The 24,971-nt window shown below is 36.1% G+C and carries 28 protein-coding genes and 1 other annotated feature; of the genes, 1 reads left to right on the forward strand and 27 read right to left on the reverse strand.

Translation table 11 applies throughout. From position 1 onward, the window contains the following. On the reverse strand, positions 1-1,213 hold a 1,213-nt coding region (safA, locus tag BCI01S_RS25830; protein WP_235844566.1), incomplete at its 3' end, for a SafA/ExsA family spore coat assembly protein. 383 nt (positions 1,214-1,596) lie between these two features. On the opposite strand from safA, the gene BCI01S_RS23210 reads away from it, so the two are divergent. Further along, entirely contained in the window at positions 1,597-2,139 is a 543-nt protein-coding gene (locus BCI01S_RS23210; protein WP_047943611.1) for a transcription repressor NadR, read from the forward strand. Positions 2,140-2,213: 74 nt separating this feature from the next. Here the strand turns inward: BCI01S_RS23210 and pheA are convergent, their stop codons facing one another. The 26 genes from pheA to BCI01S_RS23340 form a co-directional block, all read right to left on the reverse strand. Then, positions 2,214-3,065 (reverse strand): prephenate dehydratase, encoded by an 852-nt coding sequence (gene pheA, locus BCI01S_RS23215; RefSeq protein ID WP_061801222.1) that lies wholly within the window; start codon positions 3,063-3,065, stop codon positions 2,214-2,216. Between the two features lie 115 nt (positions 3,066-3,180). Beyond that, entirely contained in the window at positions 3,181-3,636 is a 456-nt protein-coding gene (gene thrR, locus BCI01S_RS23220; RefSeq protein ID WP_047943609.1) for a transcriptional regulator ThrR, read from the reverse strand. 180 nt (positions 3,637-3,816) lie between these two features. After that, positions 3,817-5,106, reverse strand: coding sequence for a GTPase ObgE (gene obgE / locus BCI01S_RS23225; RefSeq protein WP_061801223.1), 1,290 nt, complete (start codon positions 5,104-5,106; stop codon positions 3,817-3,819). Between the two features lie 191 nt (positions 5,107-5,297). Then, complete coding sequence (locus tag BCI01S_RS23230) at positions 5,298-5,846, reverse strand: Spo0B C-terminal domain-containing protein (RefSeq protein ID WP_061801224.1); 549 nt, start codon at positions 5,844-5,846, stop codon at positions 5,298-5,300. Positions 5,847-6,335: 489 nt separating this feature from the next. Further along, positions 6,336-6,626, reverse strand: coding sequence for a 50S ribosomal protein L27 (gene rpmA / locus BCI01S_RS23235; protein ID WP_016201696.1), 291 nt, complete (start codon positions 6,624-6,626; stop codon positions 6,336-6,338). Between the two features lie 17 nt (positions 6,627-6,643). Then, positions 6,644-6,976 carry a ribosomal-processing cysteine protease Prp gene (locus BCI01S_RS23240; protein ID WP_061801225.1) on the reverse strand — a complete coding sequence of 111 codons (333 nt, stop codon included), beginning with the start codon at positions 6,974-6,976 and terminating at the stop codon, positions 6,644-6,646. A gap of 12 nt (positions 6,977-6,988) precedes the next feature. Continuing rightward, complete coding sequence (rplU, locus tag BCI01S_RS23245; protein WP_016201698.1) at positions 6,989-7,297, reverse strand: 50S ribosomal protein L21; 309 nt, start codon at positions 7,295-7,297, stop codon at positions 6,989-6,991. A 15-nt stretch (positions 7,298-7,312) separates the two neighbouring features. Further along, positions 7,313-7,393 (reverse strand) — a sequence feature (ribosomal protein L21 leader region). A gap of 79 nt (positions 7,394-7,472) precedes the next feature. Continuing rightward, positions 7,473-8,906, reverse strand: coding sequence for an Rne/Rng family ribonuclease (locus BCI01S_RS23250; RefSeq protein ID WP_082810135.1), 1,434 nt, complete (start codon positions 8,904-8,906; stop codon positions 7,473-7,475). A 146-nt stretch (positions 8,907-9,052) separates the two neighbouring features. Then, the gene (locus BCI01S_RS23255) at positions 9,053-9,919 is read right to left on the reverse strand and encodes a M50 family metallopeptidase (RefSeq protein WP_061801227.1); all 867 of its coding nucleotides are present in this window, start codon (positions 9,917-9,919) and stop codon (positions 9,053-9,055) included. After that, positions 9,912-10,682: a M23 family metallopeptidase gene (locus BCI01S_RS23260; RefSeq protein ID WP_047943603.1), complete on the reverse strand. Its 771-nt coding sequence runs from the start codon at positions 10,680-10,682 to the stop codon at positions 9,912-9,914. Before BCI01S_RS23260 ends, BCI01S_RS23255 begins: the two co-directional genes overlap by 8 nt. Positions 10,683-10,931: 249 nt before the next feature. Next, on the reverse strand, positions 10,932-11,735 hold the full coding sequence (minD, locus tag BCI01S_RS23265; RefSeq protein ID WP_047943602.1) for a septum site-determining protein MinD: 804 nt from the start codon (positions 11,733-11,735) through the stop codon (positions 10,932-10,934). 1 nt (position 11,736) lies between these two features. After that, complete coding sequence (gene minC, locus BCI01S_RS23270) at positions 11,737-12,414, reverse strand: septum site-determining protein MinC (RefSeq protein WP_047943601.1); 678 nt, start codon at positions 12,412-12,414, stop codon at positions 11,737-11,739. Positions 12,415-13,013: 599 nt separating this feature from the next. Then, positions 13,014-13,529 carry a rod shape-determining protein MreD gene (gene mreD / locus BCI01S_RS23275; RefSeq protein ID WP_047943600.1) on the reverse strand — a complete coding sequence of 172 codons (516 nt, stop codon included), beginning with the start codon at positions 13,527-13,529 and terminating at the stop codon, positions 13,014-13,016. Further along, positions 13,526-14,416, reverse strand: coding sequence for a rod shape-determining protein MreC (mreC, locus tag BCI01S_RS23280; protein WP_047943599.1), 891 nt, complete (start codon positions 14,414-14,416; stop codon positions 13,526-13,528). The genes mreD and mreC overlap by 4 nt, the downstream gene beginning before the upstream one ends. Before the next feature lie 21 nt (positions 14,417-14,437). Further along, positions 14,438-15,460 (reverse strand): rod shape-determining protein, encoded by a 1,023-nt coding sequence (locus BCI01S_RS23285; protein WP_047943598.1) that lies wholly within the window; start codon positions 15,458-15,460, stop codon positions 14,438-14,440. Between the two features lie 168 nt (positions 15,461-15,628). Beyond that, entirely contained in the window at positions 15,629-16,312 is a 684-nt protein-coding gene (radC, locus tag BCI01S_RS23290) for a RadC family protein (RefSeq protein WP_095258089.1), read from the reverse strand. Between the two features lie 60 nt (positions 16,313-16,372). Beyond that, complete coding sequence (locus tag BCI01S_RS23295; protein ID WP_061801229.1) at positions 16,373-16,951, reverse strand: Maf family protein; 579 nt, start codon at positions 16,949-16,951, stop codon at positions 16,373-16,375. Between the two features lie 307 nt (positions 16,952-17,258). Next, positions 17,259-18,359: an SPOR domain-containing protein gene (locus BCI01S_RS23300; RefSeq protein WP_061801230.1), complete on the reverse strand. Its 1,101-nt coding sequence runs from the start codon at positions 18,357-18,359 to the stop codon at positions 17,259-17,261. Positions 18,360-18,460: 101 nt separating this feature from the next. Then, entirely contained in the window at positions 18,461-18,916 is a 456-nt protein-coding gene (locus tag BCI01S_RS23305) for a type II secretion system protein (RefSeq protein ID WP_061801231.1), read from the reverse strand. Between the two features lie 30 nt (positions 18,917-18,946). Then, positions 18,947-19,711 carry a hypothetical protein gene (locus tag BCI01S_RS23310; RefSeq protein ID WP_061801232.1) on the reverse strand — a complete coding sequence of 255 codons (765 nt, stop codon included), beginning with the start codon at positions 19,709-19,711 and terminating at the stop codon, positions 18,947-18,949. Next, complete coding sequence (locus BCI01S_RS23315) at positions 19,708-20,358, reverse strand: PilN domain-containing protein (protein ID WP_047943593.1); 651 nt, start codon at positions 20,356-20,358, stop codon at positions 19,708-19,710. The genes BCI01S_RS23310 and BCI01S_RS23315 overlap by 4 nt, the downstream gene beginning before the upstream one ends. A gap of 2 nt (positions 20,359-20,360) precedes the next feature. Continuing rightward, positions 20,361-21,353, reverse strand: coding sequence for a type IV pilus biogenesis protein PilM (gene pilM, locus BCI01S_RS23320; protein WP_047943592.1), 993 nt, complete (start codon positions 21,351-21,353; stop codon positions 20,361-20,363). 67 nt (positions 21,354-21,420) lie between these two features. Then, a complete protein-coding gene (locus BCI01S_RS23325; protein WP_047943591.1) occupies positions 21,421-22,167 on the reverse strand; it encodes a prepilin peptidase in 747 nt (248 codons plus the stop codon). A gap of 15 nt (positions 22,168-22,182) precedes the next feature. Next, on the reverse strand, positions 22,183-22,611 hold the full coding sequence (locus BCI01S_RS23330) for a prepilin-type N-terminal cleavage/methylation domain-containing protein (RefSeq protein WP_047943590.1): 429 nt from the start codon (positions 22,609-22,611) through the stop codon (positions 22,183-22,185). 103 nt (positions 22,612-22,714) lie between these two features. Continuing rightward, positions 22,715-23,920 (reverse strand): type II secretion system F family protein, encoded by a 1,206-nt coding sequence (locus BCI01S_RS23335; protein WP_047943589.1) that lies wholly within the window; start codon positions 23,918-23,920, stop codon positions 22,715-22,717. A gap of 2 nt (positions 23,921-23,922) precedes the next feature. Then, positions 23,923-24,963 carry a type IV pilus twitching motility protein PilT gene (locus tag BCI01S_RS23340; protein ID WP_061801233.1) on the reverse strand — a complete coding sequence of 347 codons (1,041 nt, stop codon included), beginning with the start codon at positions 24,961-24,963 and terminating at the stop codon, positions 23,923-23,925. Positions 24,964-24,971 lie beyond the last annotated feature (8 nt).

Here is a 24,971-nt window from a genome sequence, read left to right on the forward strand (position 1 = left end):
CCGGACCAAATCCTTGCGGCATTCCTCCCATTCCTGGATTAAATCCTCCGCCCATTGGATGGCCTCCCATTTCCGGACCGAATCCTTGCGGCATTCCTCCCATTCCTGGATTAAATCCTCCGCCCATTGGATGGCCTCCCATTTCCGGACTAAATCCTTGCGGCATTCCTCCTTTTCCAGAAACAGCTCCTTGCATCATTCCCTCTACTTGAAAATTGCTTGCTGGAGGGAATGATGGACCACCACAACCACAATCCTCTTTAACAGGAAGTGTAATGGTCGGATGAACTGCTGTGTGGGTAGGGGCATTTGCTTTATGCGCTGCACCTGCTACATGGGAAAAAGGTTCTTCTACTTTATGATGAAGATTCTCCTTAGGCAGCTGACTATACTGAACCCATGGTTTTTGATTATTTTGCTGTGGTGCATGATTAACATGGGAAGGTGTGTGATTGATAAAAGCAGAATAGGACGAAGAAGACTCTTCCCAATGGTGTTTTTCTGTATATTCTACTCCAGGAAATGTTGGATAAACTTGGGATGCTATTTGTTCAACCGGAACTCCTTCTGGAGGGCAAACCCCTGGAGGAAAACCGCTTCCTGGCATCATTGGCGATACTTCATAACAATAAGGCTGATAAGGGACAATTGGTGGACATACATCTTTTTGAATTGGTTCTTGATTTGGCAAAACTGGTGCAAGTTTTGGTGGTACAGGTTTTGTCGGTGCTGGTTTTACTGGTGCCGGCTTTACTGGTGCCGGTTTCACTGGTGCTGGTTTTACTGGTGCTGGTTTTTCTTTCATTTCGACATCAATATCTACATCAACATTAGTCATATTCATGGAATAATAATTCGTAACATCAATTTCCGGAATGATTGGAGTAGGCATTTTTGGTGTAAAAGGTTTCTCCTTTGGTACTTCTTTTTTAGGTATTTCTTTTTTTGGTGTTTCTTTTACTGGCATTTCTTTTTTCGGTGCTTCTTTCACAATTGGTTCCATTGTAATCGGCATTTCTTTTTTTGTTCCCATTTGAGGAGCTTCTTTCTTTATACTTCCTCCTAAAGTAGGAACTTTAATTTTCATGCCAGGCATAATCATATCTGTATTAGTCAATTGGGAATTTAACGACTTTAACTCTTCGAAATTCACCCCATATTTTTTGGCAATTTCCCAAAGAGTATCCCCTTTCTGAACAATATGGATCTTCACTATAGATTCCCTCCTATGCATATGTCCATATAGTCTATGTTCACACGGCAAAATGGTTATCATTCTATTCAAAAATCTATGCGTTTTTTTTTAAAATATGTGTTCTAGTCGTACAAAGATTGCTCAGATCTTTGTCCTTCTTTTCGCCAATTAATTATATTCGTTTCCTATGAAAAATAATTTGGTTTATTCATTTAGATATTCTTTTGGTAAAATAGAATGAAGGAAAAATAAATACTGAGTTCTGCCTTTCAAGCAAAACAGGGAGCTGCCACTATTTTTCAAATAAATACCAATAAATTTGTGTTAGTGACTTTACCGAAGATAGCAGATAAAAAAGGTAATTTTTTAATCAGAGTAACTGCAACAAAAGGAGAGATTGGATGACTGAATCAAAAAAAATGCTTGGTGAAGAAAGAAGGGCTTATATTCTTACTTTACTAAAAGAGAAAAATCGACCTTATACTGGCAGTGAACTTTCAAAATTGACAAATGTTAGTAGACAAATAATTGTTGGAGATATTACACTGCTAAAGGCGAAAAACGAACCAATTTTGGCAACTAGTCAAGGCTATTTATATTTACAAGAATCAAAACCGATGCTCTACGAAAGAATTATTGCGTGTAATCATCCACCAGAAAAAACGGAGGAAGAGTTAAATATCCTTGTTGATAATGGAGTAACGGTTAAGGATGTCACAATTGAACATCCAGTATACGGCGATTTGACGGCTTCTATCCTCGTCTCTAATCGAAAAGAAGTGAAACAATTTATGAAGAAAATTAAGCATACAAATGCTGCTTATTTATCTGAATTAACGGCAGGTATTCATCTGCATACCATTACCGCACCATCCCTTGATACATTACTAGAGGCAGAAGAAGCTTTACGAAAGGCAGATTTTTTAATGGAAGAAGAAGCTTAAGGTAAATCACAAAAATCACTAAGACTTTAATCGTCATTAGTGATTTTTTTGCATTCTTCGTATAGTGGTTCTATCTATTCCGTCATGTAATAAGGATAACTCCCCAGTATCTTTACTTCACAGCCTATTGCCTCTAATTCTGCAATAGCGCCTGGTATTAATACGTCATCCATTTTTCTATCTAAGTCAATAAGAAAGAAATAATTCCCTAATCCAGTTTTTGTTGGCCTTGATTCAATTTTCACTAAGTTTAGTTTTCTCCATGCAAAGGCAGACAATACTTGATGGAGAGCACCAGAACGATCGGCAGGCAAAGTGACCATAAGACTTGTTTTATGACCAACCAGATGACTTGTTGCTGCTGAATAATGTACAGGATTTTTCGATAAAATAAGAAAACGGGTATGATTATTCATTGAATCATGAATATTATGTTTTACAATCTTCAGACCATATTCTTCAGCTGTTAGCAAATTTCCAATAGCTGCCCCGTTGATATGCGGATTTTCTTTAACAAACTGTGCTGCTGCTGCTGTTGACGTCATATACTCACAAGCAATCCCGTTTAATTCTGTATGTAGAAACTTATGGCATTGAGCAATTGCATGGGAATGACTATAGACTACTTCAATTTCTCTCCATTTGTCTTCCCGGAATGGATGAACCATTATATGTTGTTTTATCGGAACCGTCACTTCCCCATGAATAGGTAAAAATACTTCATGGATTAAATAATCTAATGTAATGTTGACCGATCCTTCTAATGTGTTCTCAACCGGAACTAAAGCAACATCCACTTTATCTTCCATCACAGCATCGAGGCAATTGGGAATGGTTAGAAAAGGAACGGATTCCACCCCAGGAAATTGCTGATTTACCGCCATATTTGTAAATGTTGCTTTTGGACCTAAGTAGCCTACTTTCACTTCTTTCTCCTCCAAAAAAATTATTTATTCTGAATTTAACCTTTATAAAAAGAAGATTGACTGAAAAAGCCATCTTCCTAATAACAACAGGATCTCCTTATAAATAAATGACTTTTTATGCGCCCGTACTCAGAACGTCCACTTTCTCCACAAATTCAAGCATACGCAATCGCTCTAACAACATATCAATGGATATTTCCATTTCTGCGGTATTTAACGACAGTGTTACATTGGCTCTTCCTTGCAGTGGAATCGTTTGATGAATTGTCAGTACATTGCATCCAGCAGAAGCAACAACACTTAGCAATTTAGATAAGGTTCCCGATCGATCTTCAATATAAAAGAATAACGTAATCAATCTTTCTTTCACTATTGTGTGGAAAGGAAAGATGGTATCACGATATTTATAAAATGCACTTCGGCTTAAATCTACCTTTTTTACTGCCTCATGGACAGACTCTGCTTTTCCTCTTTCTAAGAGCTCTTTGGCATCTAAGGTTTTGCGCATTGCCTCTGACAGTACATCTTCTCTTACTATAAAAAATTTATGATCTATTTTACTTTGTTTCATCTGCTCACCCCTATAAGGTATAACGGATACTAATTATGTATGATAGAAATAACTCTGGTTTAACAACTAGACTTTTTCGAATTAGTCATTATTTTCTATTTCGTATGAAAAACTGCCCTCTCGTATTATTCAGCTTTGACGAGAGGGAAGATCTTTCATCTTTTTTTAAACCATGTTTTCTTAGTCAATGAATTCAAATTCATATTCCATTAACTTTACAGTATCTCCATCTTTAGCGCCTCGCTGACGTAATGCTTCATCGATGCCCATGCCGCGCATTTGACGAGAGAATCTGCGAACAGACTCATCACGGGAGAAATCTGTCATCTTAAATAGTTTTTCAATACCTTCACCTGAAAGAACAAAGCTGCCATCTGGATCTCTTGTAATATAGAATTGACGCTCATCTACTTCATGTTTATAAACAACGCGGTGAATACCTGCTTCCTCTTCTACTTCCTCTAATGGGAACTCAGGAGTATTCTCTAATTTATCCGCAATCGCAAAAAGAAGTTCTCGCAGACCTGATCTAGTTAAAGCGGACACTGGGAAAATTGGATAGTCCTCCTCCAATTTTTCTTTAAATACTTTTAGGTTTTGTTCTGCATCTGGCATGTCCATTTTATTAGCAACAATAATTTGCGGTCTTTCTAATAAACGCATATTGTATTCCTGCAGCTCGTTATTAATCGTAACATAGTCCTCATATGGGTCTCTGCCTTCAATAGCAGCCATATCAATCACATGGACAATAACTCTTGTACGTTCAATGTGACGAAGAAACTGATGACCTAATCCGATACCCGAATGTGCTCCTTCAATTAGCCCTGGCAAATCAGCCATAACAAAACTTCTATTATCTTCCGTTTCCACCATTCCTAAATTAGGGGCGATTGTTGTAAAATGATAGTCAGCTATTTTAGGTTTCGCAGCAGATACAACAGACAGTAAGGTAGATTTACCAACACTCGGAAATCCTACTAAACCAACATCTGCTAATACCTTTAACTCCAGAGTAACATCTCTTTCCTGACCTGGTTCCCCATTTTCCGATAATTCTGGGGCAGGGTTAGATGGACTTGCAAAACGAGAATTTCCTCTTCCTCCACGGCCGCCACGTGCAATTACAGCTTGTTGGCCATGCTCAGTTAAATCTGCAATAACTTCCTTTGTATTCGCATCGGCAACGATTGTACCCGGCGGAACCTTGACAATCATATCTTTTGCATTGCGACCGTGCTGATTTTTTGACATCCCATGCTCTCCACGTGGTGCTTTGAAATGACGTTGATATCGGAAATCCATTAAAGTACGCAGACCTTCTTCTACTTGGAATATTACATCTGCACCTTTTCCTCCATCTCCACCAGCTGGGCCACCTTTTGGGACAAACTTTTCTCGGCGAAAAGCTACCATACCATTTCCGCCATCTCCGCCCTTCACATAAATCTTAACCTGATCCACAAACATAAATTTATTTCCTCCTATTAAGAAAAACATAAGCAGCTTATTTGTCTAATAGTGAACAAGGATTAATCCTTATGAAAGGAGGGTTGCTCTCCTCACTAGAAGGACCAATTATTTTATTCCTACAAACATTTGCAGCTATTTTTTCTAAAAATCACAATTTCCTTTTATGCTATTCAAACAAGTCCTTCTTATTATTTACCTGTTTGCTCTCTATCCATCCAAACTTCAAATAGGAGCTCGTCCTTGCTCATTTCAATATTTTCCAATTTCAAATAAGAAAAAGGTTGATGAAGAAATTGAAACATGGATTCACTATCTAGCAGCTCTCCGTTAAAATCAACATACAAACGAAATCCTTCCACCATTGAATGAATGGAAATGTATAGATGATTATCTGCAAAGGGTTTGCTATATTGATTTAACGTTTGGAAAAATAAGGTTGTCCATTCGGTAAGTATTTCATCTTCTGTCCCGCGACATTTTTCTTCGGCCAACACTTCATATTCCAATCGAAAATAATAATTTTCCCAGTTTGCAATTAATAATTTTGTAGCAAATTGTGGAATATTTAGATTAGATAACTTAGCTTCTTGTTTTGTCTCTGTAATAATATCATTAATAATTTCTTTTACTCGATCCGGTTTATTTAAATCCAAATTTCCTTTTATCAATTGAATTTTATTTAGCCAATCATGGCGAACATGTCTTAAAAACTCTATCGTATTCCAGTCTTTATTCATTCTTGTACTCCTACAAAGGTTATTAAGTCTTAGAAGACTGTTTTAAGTAAGTATAACAAAAAATGAATCATCAATGAACAAAAACGATATCTCCATCACGGTAACCACTAAATTATATCCACTTGAACTTTAGGTTTTCATAATGAATAAGGACAAAAAATTCCCGTTTCCTAAAAGGTCTATCCAATTTATACACCAAGTTATTTTGGATTGATTTGATAAAGAAATGTTGAAAGCGAAGTGTATGAAGACTGTGGTAATAACAAACTATATACATAAGAGGCAACCTTTATTCTTGATTGCATACGAAAAAGCAATTGATTTCTCTCTTTTTTCAACACTTAGACAAAAAGCCCCTCCTGCTTTTTGTCTAAGTGTTGAAATCATCCTCCACCTAATCTGGTCACAACATACATCTTAATCAAAAAATTTATCCCTTAACAAACAGATAGGCTGACCCTAAACGAGCCAGCCTATCTGATCATTATCTTATGCTTCTTGTGCTACTGGGTATACGCTAACTTGTTTGCGATCACGACCAAGACGCTCAAATTTAACGATTCCGTCAACTTTTGCGAATAGTGTATCATCGCCACCACGACCAACGTTTACTCCTGGATAGATTTTTGTACCGCGTTGACGGTAAAGAATGCTTCCACCAGTTACTAATTGACCATCTGCACGTTTAGCTCCTAAACGTTTAGAAATGGAGTCACGTCCGTTTTTAGTAGAACCTACCCCTTTTTTAGATGCAAAAAACTGAAGATCTAATCTTAACATTTCGTTCCACCTCCTATTTAATTATAAGTGATAGTTACGTATTTTCCATAGTCTCGTTCAATTGTTTCTAAAGAAACAATCATTCCCTCTAAAAGAAGTTGAATTTTATCTCTTGTCTCTCCCGGAACATTTCCAGGAATCGTACAAGAAATAAAACCTCCATCTTTTCCTTGCTTTATAATGGGTGTAATACCAGTAAGAGAAATAACAGCATTAATGCTTCCAAAAGAAACAGCTGATACTCCAGCACACACTATATCATCCCCACTATTCGCAAAAAGAGCATGACCACTTATCGTAAAGGAATGAATGAGACCATCATTCGATTTGTTAATCGTAATTTCGATCATACAAATTCAACCTTAAGCGTTGATCTTTTCGATAACAACTTTAGTGTAAGGTTGACGATGACCTTGTTTTTTATGATAATTTTTCTTCGCTTTGTATTTGAAAACGATGATTTTCTTTTGACGGCCTTGTTTTTCAACTTTAGCTGTAACAGTAGCTCCTTCAACAACTGGACTTCCTACTTTTACATTTTCTCCGCCAACGAAAAGAACTTTATCAAAAGTAACAGTGTCACCAGCTTCACCGTTTAATTTCTCGATGTAGATAGCTTGACCTTCTTCAACTTTGATTTGTTTTCCGCCTGTTTCAATAATTGCGTACATTAAACTGCACCTCCTTAATAGACTAAGACTCGCCAATGACAGGCGTTTTGCAAAAGCAAAAGCTTCATTACCTGCTATGTGCGGTTGTAGAGCACGGGTGCTACAAACAACATTAAAATACTAACATGTTTAAAAGATACTGTCAATCATATTCTATTATTAGCTTTATGGTGAATCATTTAACCATTCGAATAAAATAGTCTGGCTTTGGAAACTCAGCTATTTCCATTTTAATCATAAAGCCTAATACTTCCTCTAATCGTTTTTTATGATTATTTCCTCCACCCATAAATAGAGGATAGACATCTTGTGAGACGATAACTTCCACAAGTTCCATATCCTTATTGCGATATTCCCATAGCTCTCTTTCTAATTGAAAGGCCATACTACTTGCGCTTTTCACCAAGCCTGTGCCTTCGCAAATCACACACTTACTTTGCAGTGTTTCGGATAAGGATTTCATTGTTTTCTTTCGAGTGAGCTGTAATATCCCTAGTGAAGTAAATCCAATTACTTTCGATTGTCTATTATCTGACTGCAATTCCTTCTCTAGGATATCCATCACTTTCTTTTCTTCCTCGCTCTTCATATCAATAAAATCAATTAATATAATACCAGAAAGATCTCTTAATTTAATTTGCCTTGCAGCTTCCTTTGCAGCAAGCATATTTGTTTGAAAGACCGTTTGCTCTAACTGATGTTTCCCTTCATATTTACCTGTATTTACGTCAATAATAGTTGCAGCCTCTGCCTGATCGACTATCAGATAGCTGCCATTTGGGAGCCAGACAACTCTTTTCAAAGCTTTATCTATTTCCCTTTCAACATGGTAATAAGAAAATAACTCTTCACTACCTTGATAAAACGAAACAGTTAAATGGGGGTACATTGCTTGCCAATTTTTCCGCTCTTCTAGACTATCGACAATGATTTCTCCCTCTTTCATTTGCTTAAAGAGAATATTCAACTGTTTAGTAAATTCATCATTTTCATGGACAAGCATTATTTTCTTTTGTCTAGCTTTTTGTTCCAATCCTTTATATTCCTGCCGTAATGCTTCGAGCTCCAACCTTAATGTTTCTTCTGAACAATTCGCTGCCGTTGTGCGAAAGATTATGCCTTCGTTGTCTGTTTTTATACGACTCCCTATATTTCTTAACTCTTTTTGCGCAGTATGAGAATGAATCTTTTTAGAGACCGCCACATATCGACCATAAGGCATATACACTAAATGCTCTCCGCTAATTTCAATTATCCCCGTTATTTTAGCACCTTTTGGCCCCGCAGCATCTTTTATTACTTGAACTAATATTCGTTCTCCTTGTTTTATATAAGAGGAGACACTTATCTTTTTTTTCTCTTCTAAAGTTCCCTCACTCCGCACAAATGAAATCATTTTCTCTCTCGGCAAATAGGCTCCTTTGCCTTCCCCAATTTCTACAAATGCAGCATTCATTCCGGGAATTACCTTTGTCACTTGTCCCAAATAAATATTTCCAACAGTTGTTTTATATTGCGGCTGCTGGACATACATTTTTTCTACTTTCCCATCTATTAGATAAGCAAATCTATTTTCTCTAGTTTTTATATTAACGATTACTTGATTCAATATCATACATCCTCTTTTTCTGGTTATCTTATTATTGTAGCTTAGATGAAATGTTTTAGTAAACTTAAGGACCTATTCTTGGACAAATTTCAAGTATGCTCTAACTAAAGAGCTATCGTCAGTATTCACCGTTTTCTCTATGTATCCTATAAGACGCAAAGTATTTCTTTTATTTTCGCCGTTACGTTCTTTTCTTTAAAATAAACATGTAATAGCTCATTCTCATCCAGAATCGCATTGTCTTTCCGCTTGGACCTTACAATAATTGGATGTTTACACCCTCGATGAAATCGTTCTAATACATCCAATACCGAATCGTCTTCTTGGACTTCTAGGGGAAGTAGCTTTCTTAATTCATTCGATTTTCCATAATATCGTTCCAGTAAAAATCGCATAAACAAAAACCTTCTTTGCTTCCATTCATAATAAATAGAAAAAACTAAAAAACTAATAATAATCCATGCATTTACATTCTGCGGCATCATAATAAGAACCATTAACAGAAAGATTAAGGTTCCAATAATAGAAAAATAAAGTGTATATTTATGAGATTTTGGAAAGGGATTTTTCAAGGAAAATAAAAGAAACATTAATTTACCACCGTCCAATGGCCAAATTGGAAGTAAATTAAAGAAAAGAATCATAAAATTATATTGGATAAAGGTTTGATACAAAGATTCTGTGAAAATCCCCCACTGCCATAAAAGAAATCCTAATAAAACCAGCCAAATATGCTGTATCGGTCCAGATATAATAACGATTGCCTCTTCTCGCAAAGGGCGATTTCCGTGTTCATCCATTTCCGCTACTCCGCCAAATGGTAATAAAGATATTTTCTTTATTCTCCACGAAAAAAATGCGGCAGCAAACGCATGACCTAATTCATGAATAAAAATAATCATAAACAATAAGCATAATTCATAAAAATGGGCAGTCATTACCCCAATAGCAATGACAACCCATAATAGTGGATGAATATGAAGATACTTAAAAACACTAAAAAACCTATTCAATTTCCATCACCTGTAGAGGATCAATAAAATCATCATTTTGCTTAATCGCAAAAAAGAATAGACCTAATGTTTCATCTCCTTCATATCTTGAAGCGTTTCCTACTTTTGTTCCTTTTTTTATATTTTCATATAACTTTACATCCACTTCTTCTAAGTTGCCATACCATGATTCACTCTGATCACTATGCTTTATAACGACTGTTTTTCCAAAGCCTTCTTTCTCGCCAATAAAGGTAATTTGTCCCTCATTAAAAGATTGTACTGTTGTATCTACTCCAGTTTCTATCGCAATCCGTTGTCCGTTTTTCTGAAATTCTTCTAATACCTTACCAGAAGCAGATAAAGCGTATTGCTGCAATCGCTCTGTATCTTGTTCTTTTCCTTTTTGTTCTGGTAAAAAAGCTAATGGTTTTCCGAATTTCTCTTCATACCAATCCGCAACAACCATAAAATTAAATTCTGTCGACATTGCTTGTCTAATCGTATTTTCGACTTTTCCTAATCTTGTGGACGGATGGTCTACAATGATGGCAACAGCAAGAAAAAGAATAGCCGCTCCTAAAATTTTCAACATAAATAAATCTTTTCGAAATAAAGGGTGAATTTTAGGAGGGTAATTTTCCTCTTTTGATGAAAATGTATAGTCGAAGGTATCTTCTTCATCAGACCAAAGTACTCGGTTATCAATATTCTTTTCTATTCTCGCTCGTTCTTTTCTTCTTCTTTCGATTTTTTTTCTAACCTCATCATTTCTTGACCCCATATACTCCTCTCCCCTTACAGACTTGTCCTCTTTACCCTATATTTATGTTAAGGAGCTATAAGTTATGCCACTAATAAAAGGGGAATAAAAGAATGGTACTGATATAAAAAACCCTGTAAAGAAATAAATTGATTACGCATGAATCAATTTATCTCTTTACAGGGCTAGCTATTACGATTATCGCTTATCAACAGATAGTTGTTTCGCAACCGACTTATTTAAACATGTATAAATTTACTATCTTTATATTTATTTAGCACCAAAGAACGTCTTAATTTTTGCAAACACGCCTTTGGATTCTTCTTCTAATTGCTGCAAAGGAACCGTTTCTCCTAAAATTCTTCTTGCGATATTTCGGTAGGCAATCGCAGATTTACTATTTGGGTTTAAAGCAATCGGCTCCCCGTTGTTAGAAGCTCTTATAACCGCATCATCATCTGCAACAATTCCTAATAAATCAATGGAGAGATGGCTGGTTACTTCATCAACATCTAACATATCACCATTTTTTACCATATGATTTCTGATTCTATTGATAACAAGCATTGGAGGTTCCATCTGCTCTTCTTTTTCCAATAATCCAATTACTCTATCAGCATCTCTAACAGAAGATACTTCAGGAGTCGTAACCACAATGGCTTTATCCGCGCCAGCGACTGCATTTTGATACCCCTGTTCAATTCCTGCAGGACAATCAATGATGATATAATCATAATCTTGCTTTAAGCGGAGAACTAATTCTCTCATTTGATTTGGTCGTACAGCCGTTTTATCACTTGTTTGCGCAGCAGGTAATAAATATAATAGATCATCAAAACGTTTATCTTTCACAAGCGCTTGATGAATTTTACATCTTTCCTCCACCACATCTACTAAATCATAAATGATACGATTTTCTAATCCCATCACGACATCAAGATTTCGCAAGCCAATATCTGTATCTATTAAACAAACTTTTTTCCCTTGTAACGCAAGTGCTGTTCCAATGTTTGCAGAAGTGGTCGTTTTTCCAACTCCACCTTTACCTGATGTTATAACAATTGCCTCTCCCATCTTAATATCCTCCTTCCAATTTCAGCAAATTCGGTCTTAAATGTGGTAGTACTTGTAATCTATCAATCTTAATGACATTGTCATTCACATACGCACATTCCATTTCTCTTGTTTTTTCAGATAAGGTATTTCCAACCTCTCTCTCAATAAAACGACTAATCCGAATTTGTGTCGGTTTCATAACGGATGCAGCAATGACCGCGTCATCCTTCCCATTATATCCAGCATGAGCTATTCCTTTTAACTGTCCCATAATATAGATGTTGCCGCCGGCGATTACCTTTCCACCTGGATTCACATCTCCAATTAATAATAAATCACCGGGCACCTCTAAAACTTGACCAGAGCGCACAATACTGGTTATCGATTTTAATTCATTTTGTTTTAGCCAGTTCTCCGCTTCTTTCTTTGTCACTAAATTACTATTAATCGATTGAACAGTTAGGTTTTGTTTTTCCTGAATGAGATGAACAATGGTTTCTTTTTGTTCATCTGTTACATATCTATTTCCAAGCTCTACTGTCACTTTTATGTCTCGATTTTCATTATGTAGACTGGAGCTCTCATTCAATTTATACTGTAATTCCTTTAGTAAATCCTCGTACGAACAATTATCATATAGATGCAAACCCAGCCCATTTTTTGTTCCTTTAATTGTTACTAGTTGCCTTTTTTTCATTTCAAGTTGTTCACCTCTGTAAGAAAAGCGTAAGCGTCTCTTTATCCTGCACGGACCTATAGACATAATACATCTATTTTATCAAATAATACTAATAGTCTATCGGTCCTTAGATATAAGACGCAAATGCTCGGATATCGTTATACTTATAAATCTCACTTTGCATAAAAAAGCGCAAACATCCTTATCAAATAAAGAAGGGTTATCGATTCTAAATAAGTATCATGCTGCCTATTAGATGATACTTGTCTCCTAATCGATCCAACAATTTCATTTGATAGATGGTTGGCACTTTAACTTAAAGCATTTACTGCTTTTCATAAATGCTGTTTCAACATGCAAAAATAATGTTTTACTTCTCCGTTCACTTTTTAAACAAGTGTCTTTCATCAACACTATGATATAAGAGTAAGGACTTTAGACCTTTATTTCTAATTCCTTTTTATATCATTCGACAAACGCTTTTAAAATTCCTTTTCGAGCTAAATATATTTCTTCTCAAAAAGAACAAAAGACAAATAGTCACTAATCAAATAAATTTCAGATTGTTGACAACTTAATGTCCAATCTGAAATTTATTATCATGCATTCTAACTATATCATTCTTTTAACTCTGCTGCATACTTCTCAAATAAACGTTTATAAGGATAAGCGACAATGATGATAAAAATAAGATTTAATCCTAAAGACGGCAGAAGCCGTAAATGAAGGAAACTCGCAAAATCAATCGTTGTCAAATTTATCACTTTTATCATTTGATACACAATCATTTCCAGTGCCGAAACAGCGAGTAAATTCATCACAGATACAACAACAATATTACTATGAAAAATTTTCATCAATTTATTAAAAATATAAATGATAAAAGGGAAAGTAAAAAAATAGATACCTAAAATTTCTGTATAAACAATATCAAAAAGCAGCCCAAAAACAAAGCCATATATGACACCAACATTTCTATTACCATAAACAGAAAAGAAAAGGATAGTAATGAGCAAAAAGTATGGGACAAAAATCCAATTTTTACCAAAAGGATCTGTAGGGAGCAACTCAAGAAAAACACTCTCAAAAATAAACATAAAGGAAATTAAACAGCCAATTAAAACTTTTCTCATTGGTCTTCCTCTTTAGGAGATAATGCTGCCCTGTCTACCACCATCACATGCTCAATATCATAGAAGTCCGCTGCCGGCTTAATATATACTTTTTTCTGCAGTCCATTTTCATCTGGCTCTACTTTATCAACTGTACCAATAGCTAACCCTTTTGGAAAGACCCCACCCATTCCTGAGGTTGTAACAAGCTGACCTTTTTTCACTTTCAACCCATTAGGAGCTTCTTCCCAAGTCATAATTAATTGCTTTGTTTCTTTATCATAATCAGCAATAATCCCAAAAACTTCGGATTTTTCTTTCTTCTTTTTATCATCCTCTTTTGACTGAATAAAAGCAGAAATGCGATTAGCTGGATCTTCAGAACTAAGCAGCTGTACAGTTGCAGTATTAGGTGCTACTGACTTTATTTTCCCTATTAATCCAGCAGAAGTGATAACAGCCATATTTTTCTCTACGCCGTCATTTTCTCCTCGATTGATGGTAACTAGTTCTGTCCATTGAGAAGGATTTCTCCGAATTACCGTTGCTTTCATAATTGTATAGTCACTTAATGACTCTTTTTCTTCCAACGTTTCCTGTAATGACTGTACATCTTTTTTGAGACCTTGAACCTGATATTTAAGCTGAGCATTTTCCTCTAGCTTTGCCTTTAATTCTTTATTCTCTTTATATGTATCTTGCAAGGATTGGACATTATCAACAAAACCCACCACATATTGGGCAGGTCTAGATACAAGGGTTTGAACCCAGCCGGTAGTGTCCTTTACGAATTGTTCCGGCCAGGTTAGTTTATTTCGATTACTTAATGAAAACCCTATTAATGCCACGAGAATAATGATGCTAACAAGCAAAATAATCAAGCGTTTATTCATAAAAAACTGTGGCATGCTTCTACACCTCTACTAAAATTATCGTGAATCTTTTGCTTTATTTTTGAATAAATGAATATGGTCTAAAGCTTTACCAGTTCCGATAGCTACACAATCCAATGGATCTTCTGCTATAACAACAGGCATTTTTGTCTCTTCACTGATAACTTTATCAAGATTACGAAGCAATGCTCCACCACCTGTTAGAACAATTCCACGATCCATAATATCTGCAGCTAGTTCTGGAGGCGTTTTTTCTAATGTTACTTTGACTGCATCAACAATTGCAGCAACTGTATCTTTTAACGCTTTTGAAATTTCATCTGCAGTAATTTTGATTGTTTTTGGAAGACCAGTTAATAAGTCTCTTCCGCGAATATCCATGTTTTCAATTTGATCTGGATTTCCAGCACTGCCAATTTCCACTTTAATGCTTTCAGAAGTTCTTTCTCCAATCATCAAATTATACGTTTTACGAATATAATTAACAATTGCGTCATCCATCTCATCACCAGCAATCCGAATAGATTGACTAGTAACAATTCCACCAAGGGAAATAATAGCTACCTCTGTTGTACCACCACCGATATCAACAACCATACTACCAGTTGGCTCCCATACAGGAAGATTAGCACCAATAGCAGCAGCAAACGGCTCTTCAATCGTATAGGCATCTCTCGCACCAGCTTGACGTGTTGCATCAATTACCGCTCTTTCTTCTACAGCTGTAATGCCTGATGGTACACAAACCATTACATACGGTTTGCCAGAAAAATAGCCCTTATTCTTTGTTGCTTGCTTAATGTAGTATTTCATCATCGTTGCTGTTGTTTCATAATCTGCAATTACACCATCCTTCATCGGACGAAGTGCAACAACATTTCCTGGTGTTCTACCAATCATATTCTTCGCATCGTTACCAACCGCTACAATGCTCTTTGTATCAGTTTGTAGTGCGACAACTGACGGTTCTCTTAGTACTATTCCTTTGCCTTTTACATAAACTAGCGTATTCGCTGTTCCTAAATCAATTCCAAGATCTCTTGTTCCAAAACCTAACATAAATGTATCTCCCTTTCTGAAACTAATGCAATATTATAAAGTAGGTAGATGTTCTCCTCTTTGTAATTTCCTTTAATTGTTACTTATCTATATTTTGTCATGTTTAGACATAAATAGCCAAAAAATCATAAATTATATTATAGCTTATTTCTACAAAAAAGAACAGTATCATACATACCCTTTTTCTTTTAAGCTGATAAATTTATTTTCCCCAATTATGATATGATCTAGCAGATCAATCCCAATTATTTTTCCGCATTCCACTAATCTTTTTGTCACTTCAATATCCTCTCTGCTGGGGGACGGATCGCCGGATGGATGATTGTGGAGACAAATGATAGAAGCTGCAGATCTTCTAAATGCTTCTTTGTATACTTCTCTTGGGTGGACGATACTAGCATTTAAACTACCAATAAAAACGACTTGCTTATGCATAACTTGATTCTTGGTGTTTAAATATAAACAGACGAAATGCTCCTGAGTTAGAAATCTCATTTCATTCATCATATATTTGGCAGCATCCTCTGGTGACCGAATACAATATCGATCGGTAAATTCTAAATTGGAAACGCGCCGCCCCAATTCAATTGCTGCCATCAATTGAATTGCTTTTGCCGTTCCAATTCCTTTCATTTCTTTTAACTCATCAAGACTTGCATCCTTCAACAAGCGAAGCCCATCAAAATGGACTAAAAGTTTGTTCGCTAATGTTAATACGGATTCATTTTTGGAACCTGTTTGAATCAAGAGAGCAAGCAGCTCATGATTTGCTAAACTTTCTGGTCCCTGTTTCACAAAACGTTCTCTTGGTCGTTCATCATTCGGAAAATCTCTTATTAATAGCGAATCCATTCTTTCTAAGTTCCTCCCTATCATTGGTTTTTGGGAAGAAAAGAATAAGGGACCTTTGATTTATTTAGGCATATTGAAGCCTTTCGCCTTCAATTCGCGTACCGTTCGAGAAATCGGAAGACCGACTACGGTGAAATAATCTCCTTTTATTTCTTTTACGAGCGTTCTGCCTACTCCTTGAATTCCATACGCACCTGCTTTATCAAATGGTTCCCCGGTGTCTAAGTAATCGTGTATTTCATCATCTGTTAATTCCCAAAATAACACGTCTGTTTTTTCATAAAAAGTGGAACATATTCCATTTGCCATAATGGCGACACCAGTGTAGACAGAATGCGTTTTGCCAGAAAGTTCCCTTAACATGCGAAACGCCTCTTCAGGCGAAGCAGGCTTGCCTAATATCGCACCATTAAGATATACTACCGTATCAGCACCTAATATAAATGGATACTGTTCATCGGCATAAATTGCTTCAACCTTTCGTCTCGCTAATTCCATGACAATTTCATTAGGAGAAATAGAAGGATTGAAACTTTCATCTACATTACTACTGGATATTACAAATGGTATTTGGAGTTCTTCAAGGAGCTCTTTTCGTCGAGGAGAAGAAGAGGCCAATATGAGGGTTTGCTTTAACATGATAACACCTACCTACTATTTCAAATTGTGAGATACAGATTAATCCTATCAAAGAATTCGCCGATACACAATTTTGAAACGGAAATTTTTATATAATAGTAAATAAAATGTAATATGACGAAATTTGTAGAAATATTTATACAATTAATATAAAAGATATTTTTTGCCTTTTAAGTTGTATTTAGACAGATAATCTTTGCTCTAGTTAATAGTTCGAAGCTGTATGGGTGTGGTAGCATTCCCCCATAAACTCCTCTACAAAAAGAAAGGAGCCACCGCTTAATAGACGATGTGCTCCCCTACTCCCTTATAGTGAGACATATACAGCTAAGTAGTCTAGCAATTTCTGGTGAATTTCCGCTATTTCGTTCTCGCTGCTCTTTTCTTTTAATTTTATGGTAAGCTCACCACCTTCGGAAAGATAGGCTGCCATTTTTTTAACTTTTTCATTGGCCAACTTGGCTGTTTTTTTCTCTTCTACAAGAGAGAGTGCCTTCTCTAACTTATTTTTATCCTCCGTTGCAATAGAGTGATTAAATTGAACACTTGTTACCATTTCCAGAATGGCAGAATAGATAGCGGACGATCCTTCAATAACCTCCTTCTCTTCTTTCGATACATTTTTCACTTCATTTCCACTAAATACCATCTCTTTTGCATAAGTATCTTTTACTTGTTTCTGCCATGCTTTCGCATCCTCCAAATTACTCACAACACCAACTAGTAGAAACTGCTGCTTATCTATGGGAAGAATTTGACTCTTCTTCCCTGCATCTGTCAGCTTCTGCTGCTCGCTTTTCGCACGCTCTTCATTAGAGAAAACTCCCTTTTGAAGGACATATGTAGTAATATCCGGTTTGGTTGCACTTTCTGTTATCGACACGGCTTGTCCACCTTTAGTTGTATTGGAAGAATCATTGGCCGAAGCTGTTATTTTTCCATTTGTAGTGCTGCTTTGATCATTGTTTACCATGTTTAATAAAATAAATCCAAAGCTAGTGCCTAAGATGACAGCAAAAAAAACAGCAAAGAAAATAGAGGCAATTACTTCCTTTGGCAACCGCTTTTTCTTTCCCTCTTTCTCCTTTTTGCCTTTTGTTAATGGCTGCTTGTCCTTTTTATTTACAGACGATTGAAAGCTAAACATACTTTTTTCTTTATTTTTTGCTGGAATTTCCTCTGGTGCGGGCAAAATCCAATCAAAACTTTCCTCAAATTCAGCTTCTTGTCCAGCCGCAGACTCTTCTCTAAAAATATCCTGTTTTTTCCCTTCGCTCTTTTGGTCCTTATAAAAAACAGAAGGTTCACTCCGCTCTACTGTGTCCTCATTGTCCTTATTTTGGAATGGACGGTCTTTTCCGTTGATCTTAATCGTTATCGTTTTGCGATTCTCCGGTTTTTCATTCACTCGTCCTACCCCCATTTCCATTTATTTCGTTTATCCTATCATACAAGCAAAAAAAAATAACAAGACTTTTGTCGTCTTGTTATAGAATGATTTCGTCAAATTCAGTTGTTGTTAGACACAATCTGACTTGGAGAAAGATCCTTATATTGTATTGCTTGGTCTACTCCCTCTTCTTCTGTACAAAGCTTTCGATGTTCCCCTTTTAAACAAACAGCAATCGCTATGTTATTTTGAAGGGTTACATAGCTTTTATCTGATGGAACTAACTCTCGGTCTGTATCTGGATCATTAAACGTTCCCATATACCCATTTTCAACAAGTTCAAAGTAAGTGATTCTTTCCTTTGCACCTGCTCCACTAGTTGTCGCTTCTTTAATATAAAAATCAGCAGCTTCCTTCATATTCCATGCGTTTGCGATAAAAGCTCGATCGCGCATTTCTCCTATTACTTTTAAGACTGAGGGAATCGCTATTGCGGCTATTATTCCGAGTACGACAATTACAGCAAGCAATTCCATTAAGGTAAATCCCTTATTATTTAGTCTAGTTATTAGCATCGCTAGACCCACCTTCTTTTTTCACTTCCTCTATTGATCTTTACTATTTTCTAATGTTCCAGTATCAAAAGGGTTCTTTCGTTCAGATACCTTTGGTGTATCCAATTGTGGAAGATCCTCTATTAAATCATTTAATGTAGGATAATAATATACAGACACCGTTAGTTCAAAATCTATTTGTTGATCACTTTCTTCAACGGCGATGATTTCTTTTGGTCCAGTAATATTTAAAGAATCAACGGTCATAATACGCTGAGAGGATTCTATTTTTCCTAAAAATTTTTCTAGTTCAAAATAAGTAGATGCTTCTCCTAGCATATTGATTGTTGTTTGATGGATTCCATTTGGGAGGACGATTTCTTCTGTATTTTTCTTTTCATCTGCTTCCCTATTTTCTTCCTTATTTGCATCATCGATTGCATTATCTGCTGTAGTAACTTCTCCATTTGCAACCTCTTCATCAGCGTTGGATCCATTCACACTTATTTCTAATATATTCGTATCAGAAATAATTTCTGCTTTTTCTATTTCAAGGAGTGCCTGTTCCAATAACCGTTTAACCGGTATCTTTTTCTGCAACTCGATAGTTTTCGAACTTGTTTCTGAACCAGTCGACTTTAGTTTGGATTGCAAAATATCCGCTTGCTGCTCGGTCATTTGCAGCTCCATTTTTTTCATGTTCAGCTCATTGGTTAAAGGCATTAAATAGCAATAATAACTATATATCGCTCCTAAGGCTAGGAGAATAATGCTAAATGCAAACCATACCATTTGCTTATGATCGCTTAATCTCATGGGGAATCCTCCCCTTTTTCATTTTCGTCTTTTTGCTTTTCGGTTTCATCTCGCAGCTTTGCTTTATTTAGGACAAATTCGTAACTTGCAAAATAGCGAGGTTCCACTTCTGATTGCTTTAAATTATCAATCACTTGATCTACTTGATCGCTAATTTTATTTTCAAGTGCATCGGTTGATTTTCCTTCCGTTAAAAGCGCATCGTCTATCCAGCTAATTTCAAGCAAAGAATTTAAATAATAGGCTGCATCACTTTTAGTATCAAACTGGACAATCATGTTTGTCTTATAATCATCAGATACCTTTAATTCCTGAATAAAGCCTCTTTCCGGCAAATTCTTTGTTAATTCCTGCAGAAATAGAACATAATCCACTGATTGATTATTCGCCCACTTGATTGCTGATTCAAGGCTTTGGACAGACTCTGAACTTTTGTAGCTCTCTAACCTCTGATTGTATGTATCAATCAGATTGGTTGTCATTTTTAACGAATTTTCTGTTGCCGCTAATTCAGCTTTTTTAGTCATATACTGCCAGATAAATAAGCCTATTAATAAAAAAGTAATCAAGAAAGCTAGGATCACCCAAAGCAATTGCGACTTTCTCTTTCGTTCTTTTTTAGGAAGGAGGTTAATTTCTACTAACATTTTTACACCTCTTTTAATCCTAAACCAATGTTTAAAAGGAAACTTGATGGTATAGGCTTATTAGAATCTGATTGGTTCACTTTTAATTCAAGAACAGGAATCTCAAAACGATTCACCATATTTTCAATAATGGCAGAAAGCCATGGATGATCTCCTGTTACTACTAATTTTGTTACTAGTTTGTCGCCCTTATTTAAAGTATATCGATAGAAGCTCATCACTTTTTCTAATTCTTTATAAACATCCTCAAGACCATTCCAAACTTCAGCATGATCACCTGTAAATGTCAGCTTTTCTTGCTGTGATGACTTCTCTGTCGTAACGGTCCAGTGGTCTTCCTCCATTTCTTGTAATAAATGTCTCATCAATAAAGGATAATGTTCTTCAAAAATACTTGCGTTCACTGTTTTAATATCAATTTCAACTAACATGATAATATCATTGTCTTCGACTTTTTCAGAGCGATAGAAATAGCGATACAGAGCTAATGCGGATACATCTGCAGATTGCGGCGATAATTTCGCCTCTTCTAGTAAATCTGCATATTGGGCAACACTTTCTTCTGGTGAAGCAAATAATATAATTTGCTGCTTATTCTTTTCTTTTCCTTTCAATAGATAATAATCAAATACAGGATCCTCGAATGGCAAATGAATCGATGTTCCGAGTTCCATATACAAGTACCCTTTAATTTCATCTTCGCTTACATCTTCAGGAATAGGGAGCTTTCGAATGACAACAGAGGAGTCAGGAACTAGAAAACGAACTTGTTTTTTTGATAGTTTCCATTCATCCACACATTCTTCTAGAATCCATAAAAAATTCTCGACATCCTGAATCACTCCATCATGAATTAATCCAGGCGGCAAATAGCGTTCTCCAAAATTTTGCACTACAACATCTTGGGAATTCTTTATTTCCACAAATCGAATTACATGATCCTTTATGGTTAAGTTAACTACTTTATTTTTTCCAAAATTAAAATTTAATGCCATATTGAAAACTCCTTATTGTTACTAGATGGAGGAAGAAAGATTGCTCCCCAAAAAAGGCATCAGCCATTTAAAGAAAAATACTTAAATACCATTGAATAATTTGATTACCAAAATAATAGGTTATTAGAGTTCCTAAGGCTATGTACGGACCGAAAGGAATTGGTTGTTTCTTTTTTGATTTACCAATAGCCATTCCGACAATGCCTCCAATTGTCCCCAGAAAGGTAGAAAGAAAAAAGGAGACAAGAACTAGCTTAGCCCCTAAAACCAAGCCAATTACTGCAAAAAGCTTAATATCTCCTCCCCCCATTCCTCCTTTTGATACAATCGCAATAACTAGAAGAAGCGTAAAACCAACCGCTGCCCCCAGCAAGGAACTCCACCATGGATGCAAAGGGAGAAAGAATCGTTCGATTATAAAAACAATCGAAAAAAACAGCAGTACTTTATCTGGGATAATCATATATTTCAAATCAGAAACAGTAATAATGATAAATAAAGAAATCAGTGTCCAGGATACAAACAGCTCAGAACTCCAGCCAAGCAGAAGCGGACTAACGACAAAGAGAAGACCAGTCAAAAGCTCGAATATAGGATAGAAGGGGGAAATCGATGCTTTACAGCATTTTGATTTCCCCCTTAATAATACATAGCTTAAAACTGGTACAAGTTCCATCACTGATAACATGCGCCCGCAGCTTGAACAATGAGATCTCGGCCTAACAATCGATTCATTTAATGGCACCCTTAAGCCTACTACATTGTAGAACGAACCTAGGGTTATGCCGTAGAGGAAGATTAGTAGGTAGATCATGATATAAACTCCATTTTATTTCTTTGTAACTATTACAGTGCTTTTAGACTTTTCATTAATTTCCTTAATAGTCGCACCTTTGAATTCAATGTTCTTTTTACCTGCTTCAACAGGACCAGCAGTTAATTTAAATTCATTGTCAGAAACATCAACACTAAAAGCCTCAATGGATAAATTATTTACATAAGAACTATCAATTTGAGCTTGAGTAATTTTACCTCCCTCTATTTTCGAAACGTCATTTGCTGCAGCATAATTCTTAGCAGCATTTAAAATAGTTATTGCATCAGCTCTCACTGCGTCTTCTTTTGAATTTTGAATAATTCCTGAAATACTAGGAATCGCAATCGCTGCAATAATCCCCAAAATAACAATAACTGCTAATAACTCGATAAGTGTTAACCCTTTTTCATTTTTGATTCGTTGCTTAATTAATTGACGCATATATCTTTCTCCTTAAAATTGGTATATTTTGTTTTAAATCCATTACTATTATACTAGATTATGTGTTTTTATTATATCTTTTTTTAATAGAATCGGCTAAAAATTATTGGACATGGTTAAAAATCTCAAACATTGGTATTAGGATAGATGACACGATTGTCCCAACAATGCTTGCAAGAAAAACAATCATAATAGGTTCAATCAAGGACTTTAGTCGATCAGTTGCTGTATCGACTTCTTTTTCATAGAAGTCAGCTACCTTTGCAAGCATTTCATCTAATGATCCTGTTTCTTCCCCTATTGCTATCATCTGCGTCACAAGTGGCGGAAACACCCAATGGGCTTTCATTGGCACAGTTAATGACTGACCTTGTTCAAGCGCACCTCTTGATTGAACAAGGACTTTGGCCATTACTTCATTTTCAATAACTCTTTCGACTATCGAAATAGCCTGTAAAATGGGAACAGAGCTTGAAAACAGTGAACTAAGTGTGCGTGTCATTCTCGCAATCGCAGCTTTCTGCAGAATTTTTCCGAAAATCGGCACTCTTAATAGAAAATAATCGAGATAAAACTTCGCTGCTTTATTATTTCGTATAACCATGATAGCAATAATAAATGCAATCAACAGCAAAGATACAAGCCACCAAAATTTTTGCATAAAGCTGCTTGCCGATAGAACAAATTGTGTAATGGCGGGTAACTCACTATCAAAATCAGCAAACATATCCACAAACGTTGGTACAACACTCACCAATAAAAATATAACAACTATAAAAGCAATAATCGCAATCGCTATAGGATAAGTTAGGGCTGAAATAATTTTTTGCTTTGTGTAATGCTGTTTTTCAAAATGATTAGCTAATCTTTCTAAAGTCTCATCCATACTCCCTGTAGCTTCTCCAGCACGAATCATATTTACAAACATACTGGAGAAAACCTTTCTATGCTTCGCTGCTGCTGAAGATAAAGGATTCCCATCCTTTAAATCTTGTTCTACCACTAGTAAAGCCTTACGCAATGCCTTACTTTCTGTTTGCTCAGCAAGTATCGCAGTTGCATCCACTACTGATATCCCTGCTTTTATCAGGGTAGCGAACTGGCGTAAATAAATGACAAAGTCTTGTAGCTTTACAGGACTGCCAAATGTGATTTCCTTTGTTAAAAGTGTTTCAGGAACTTCATTTATTTCTGTTATCTTAATCCCTTTCTCTTTTAACTGCACCATCGCTTCTCTTTTGGATGAAGCTGTTACTATTCCTTTTTTTGTTCCTTTTCGGTCTCTTCCCGTATATTTATAGCGAGCCATATTTATTGCTCCTTTTCTTGTAGATAAGGAAGTGCAGCCTCTCTTAAAACAGCACCAGCATGAACTAATTCTTTTACATTGCTTTCCAATGTATGCATTCCAGCTGCTTTGGAGGTTTGCATAATATTTAAAATCTGATGGATTTTTTCATTACGAATCAAATTGGCTACAGCTGAATTGTTAACAAGAATCTCTGTTGCTGAAACCCTTCCCGATTTATCTGGGGTTGGGAATAGTCGTTGGGCTACAATGGCTACTAAAACAGAAGCCAGCTGGATTCGAATTTGATCCTGCTGTGCGGGCGGAAAAACGTCAATAATTCGGTTAATGGTTGCTGGAGCGCTTGATGTATGCAGTGTTCCTAGTACTAAATGACCTGTTTCCGCTGCTGTAATGGCTGTTTGAATTGTTTCTAAATCACGCATTTCCCCAACAAGAATCACATCCGGATCTTGGCGCAAAGATGCTCGCAAGCCATTAGCAAAATTATTGGTATCAAATCCAACCTCCCGCTGATCAATAATACACTTTCCATGCTTATGCAAATACTCAATCGGATCCTCCAATGTGATAATATGCTTGCGCATAGTTTCGTTCATATAGGCAATCATCGCCGCTAAGGTCGTTGACTTGCCACTGCCTGTTGGTCCTGTAATTAAAATAAGACCCTGAGGCCTTTCAGCAATTTTCTTTATAATAGCAGGAAGCTTTAAATCATCTAGACTAGGGATCGATGTTGGTACAACTCGAATAGCTAATGCAATGCATGCTCTTTGCTTATATACATTAACCCTAAATCTGGATACTCCTTTTAAACTGTATGAGAAATCAAGTTCACCACGAGCTTGGAATACTTCCCATAACTTCTCAGGAATCATTGTTCTTGCCATTATCTCAGTATCATTTGGTTCTAAATTATTTTTCCCATACCGCTTTAAATCTCCATTTATTCTCATAACAGGAGGAACACCAACTGTAAGATGAATATCAGAAGCTTTTAATTCAAAGCCTACTCTCAATAAGTAATCAATACTATGGTTCAATAATGTCC

It is taken from the genome of Niallia circulans NBRC 13626 (assembly GCF_001591585.1).
GTDB classification, from domain to species: domain Bacteria; phylum Bacillota; class Bacilli; order Bacillales; family Cytobacillaceae; genus Niallia; species Niallia circulans.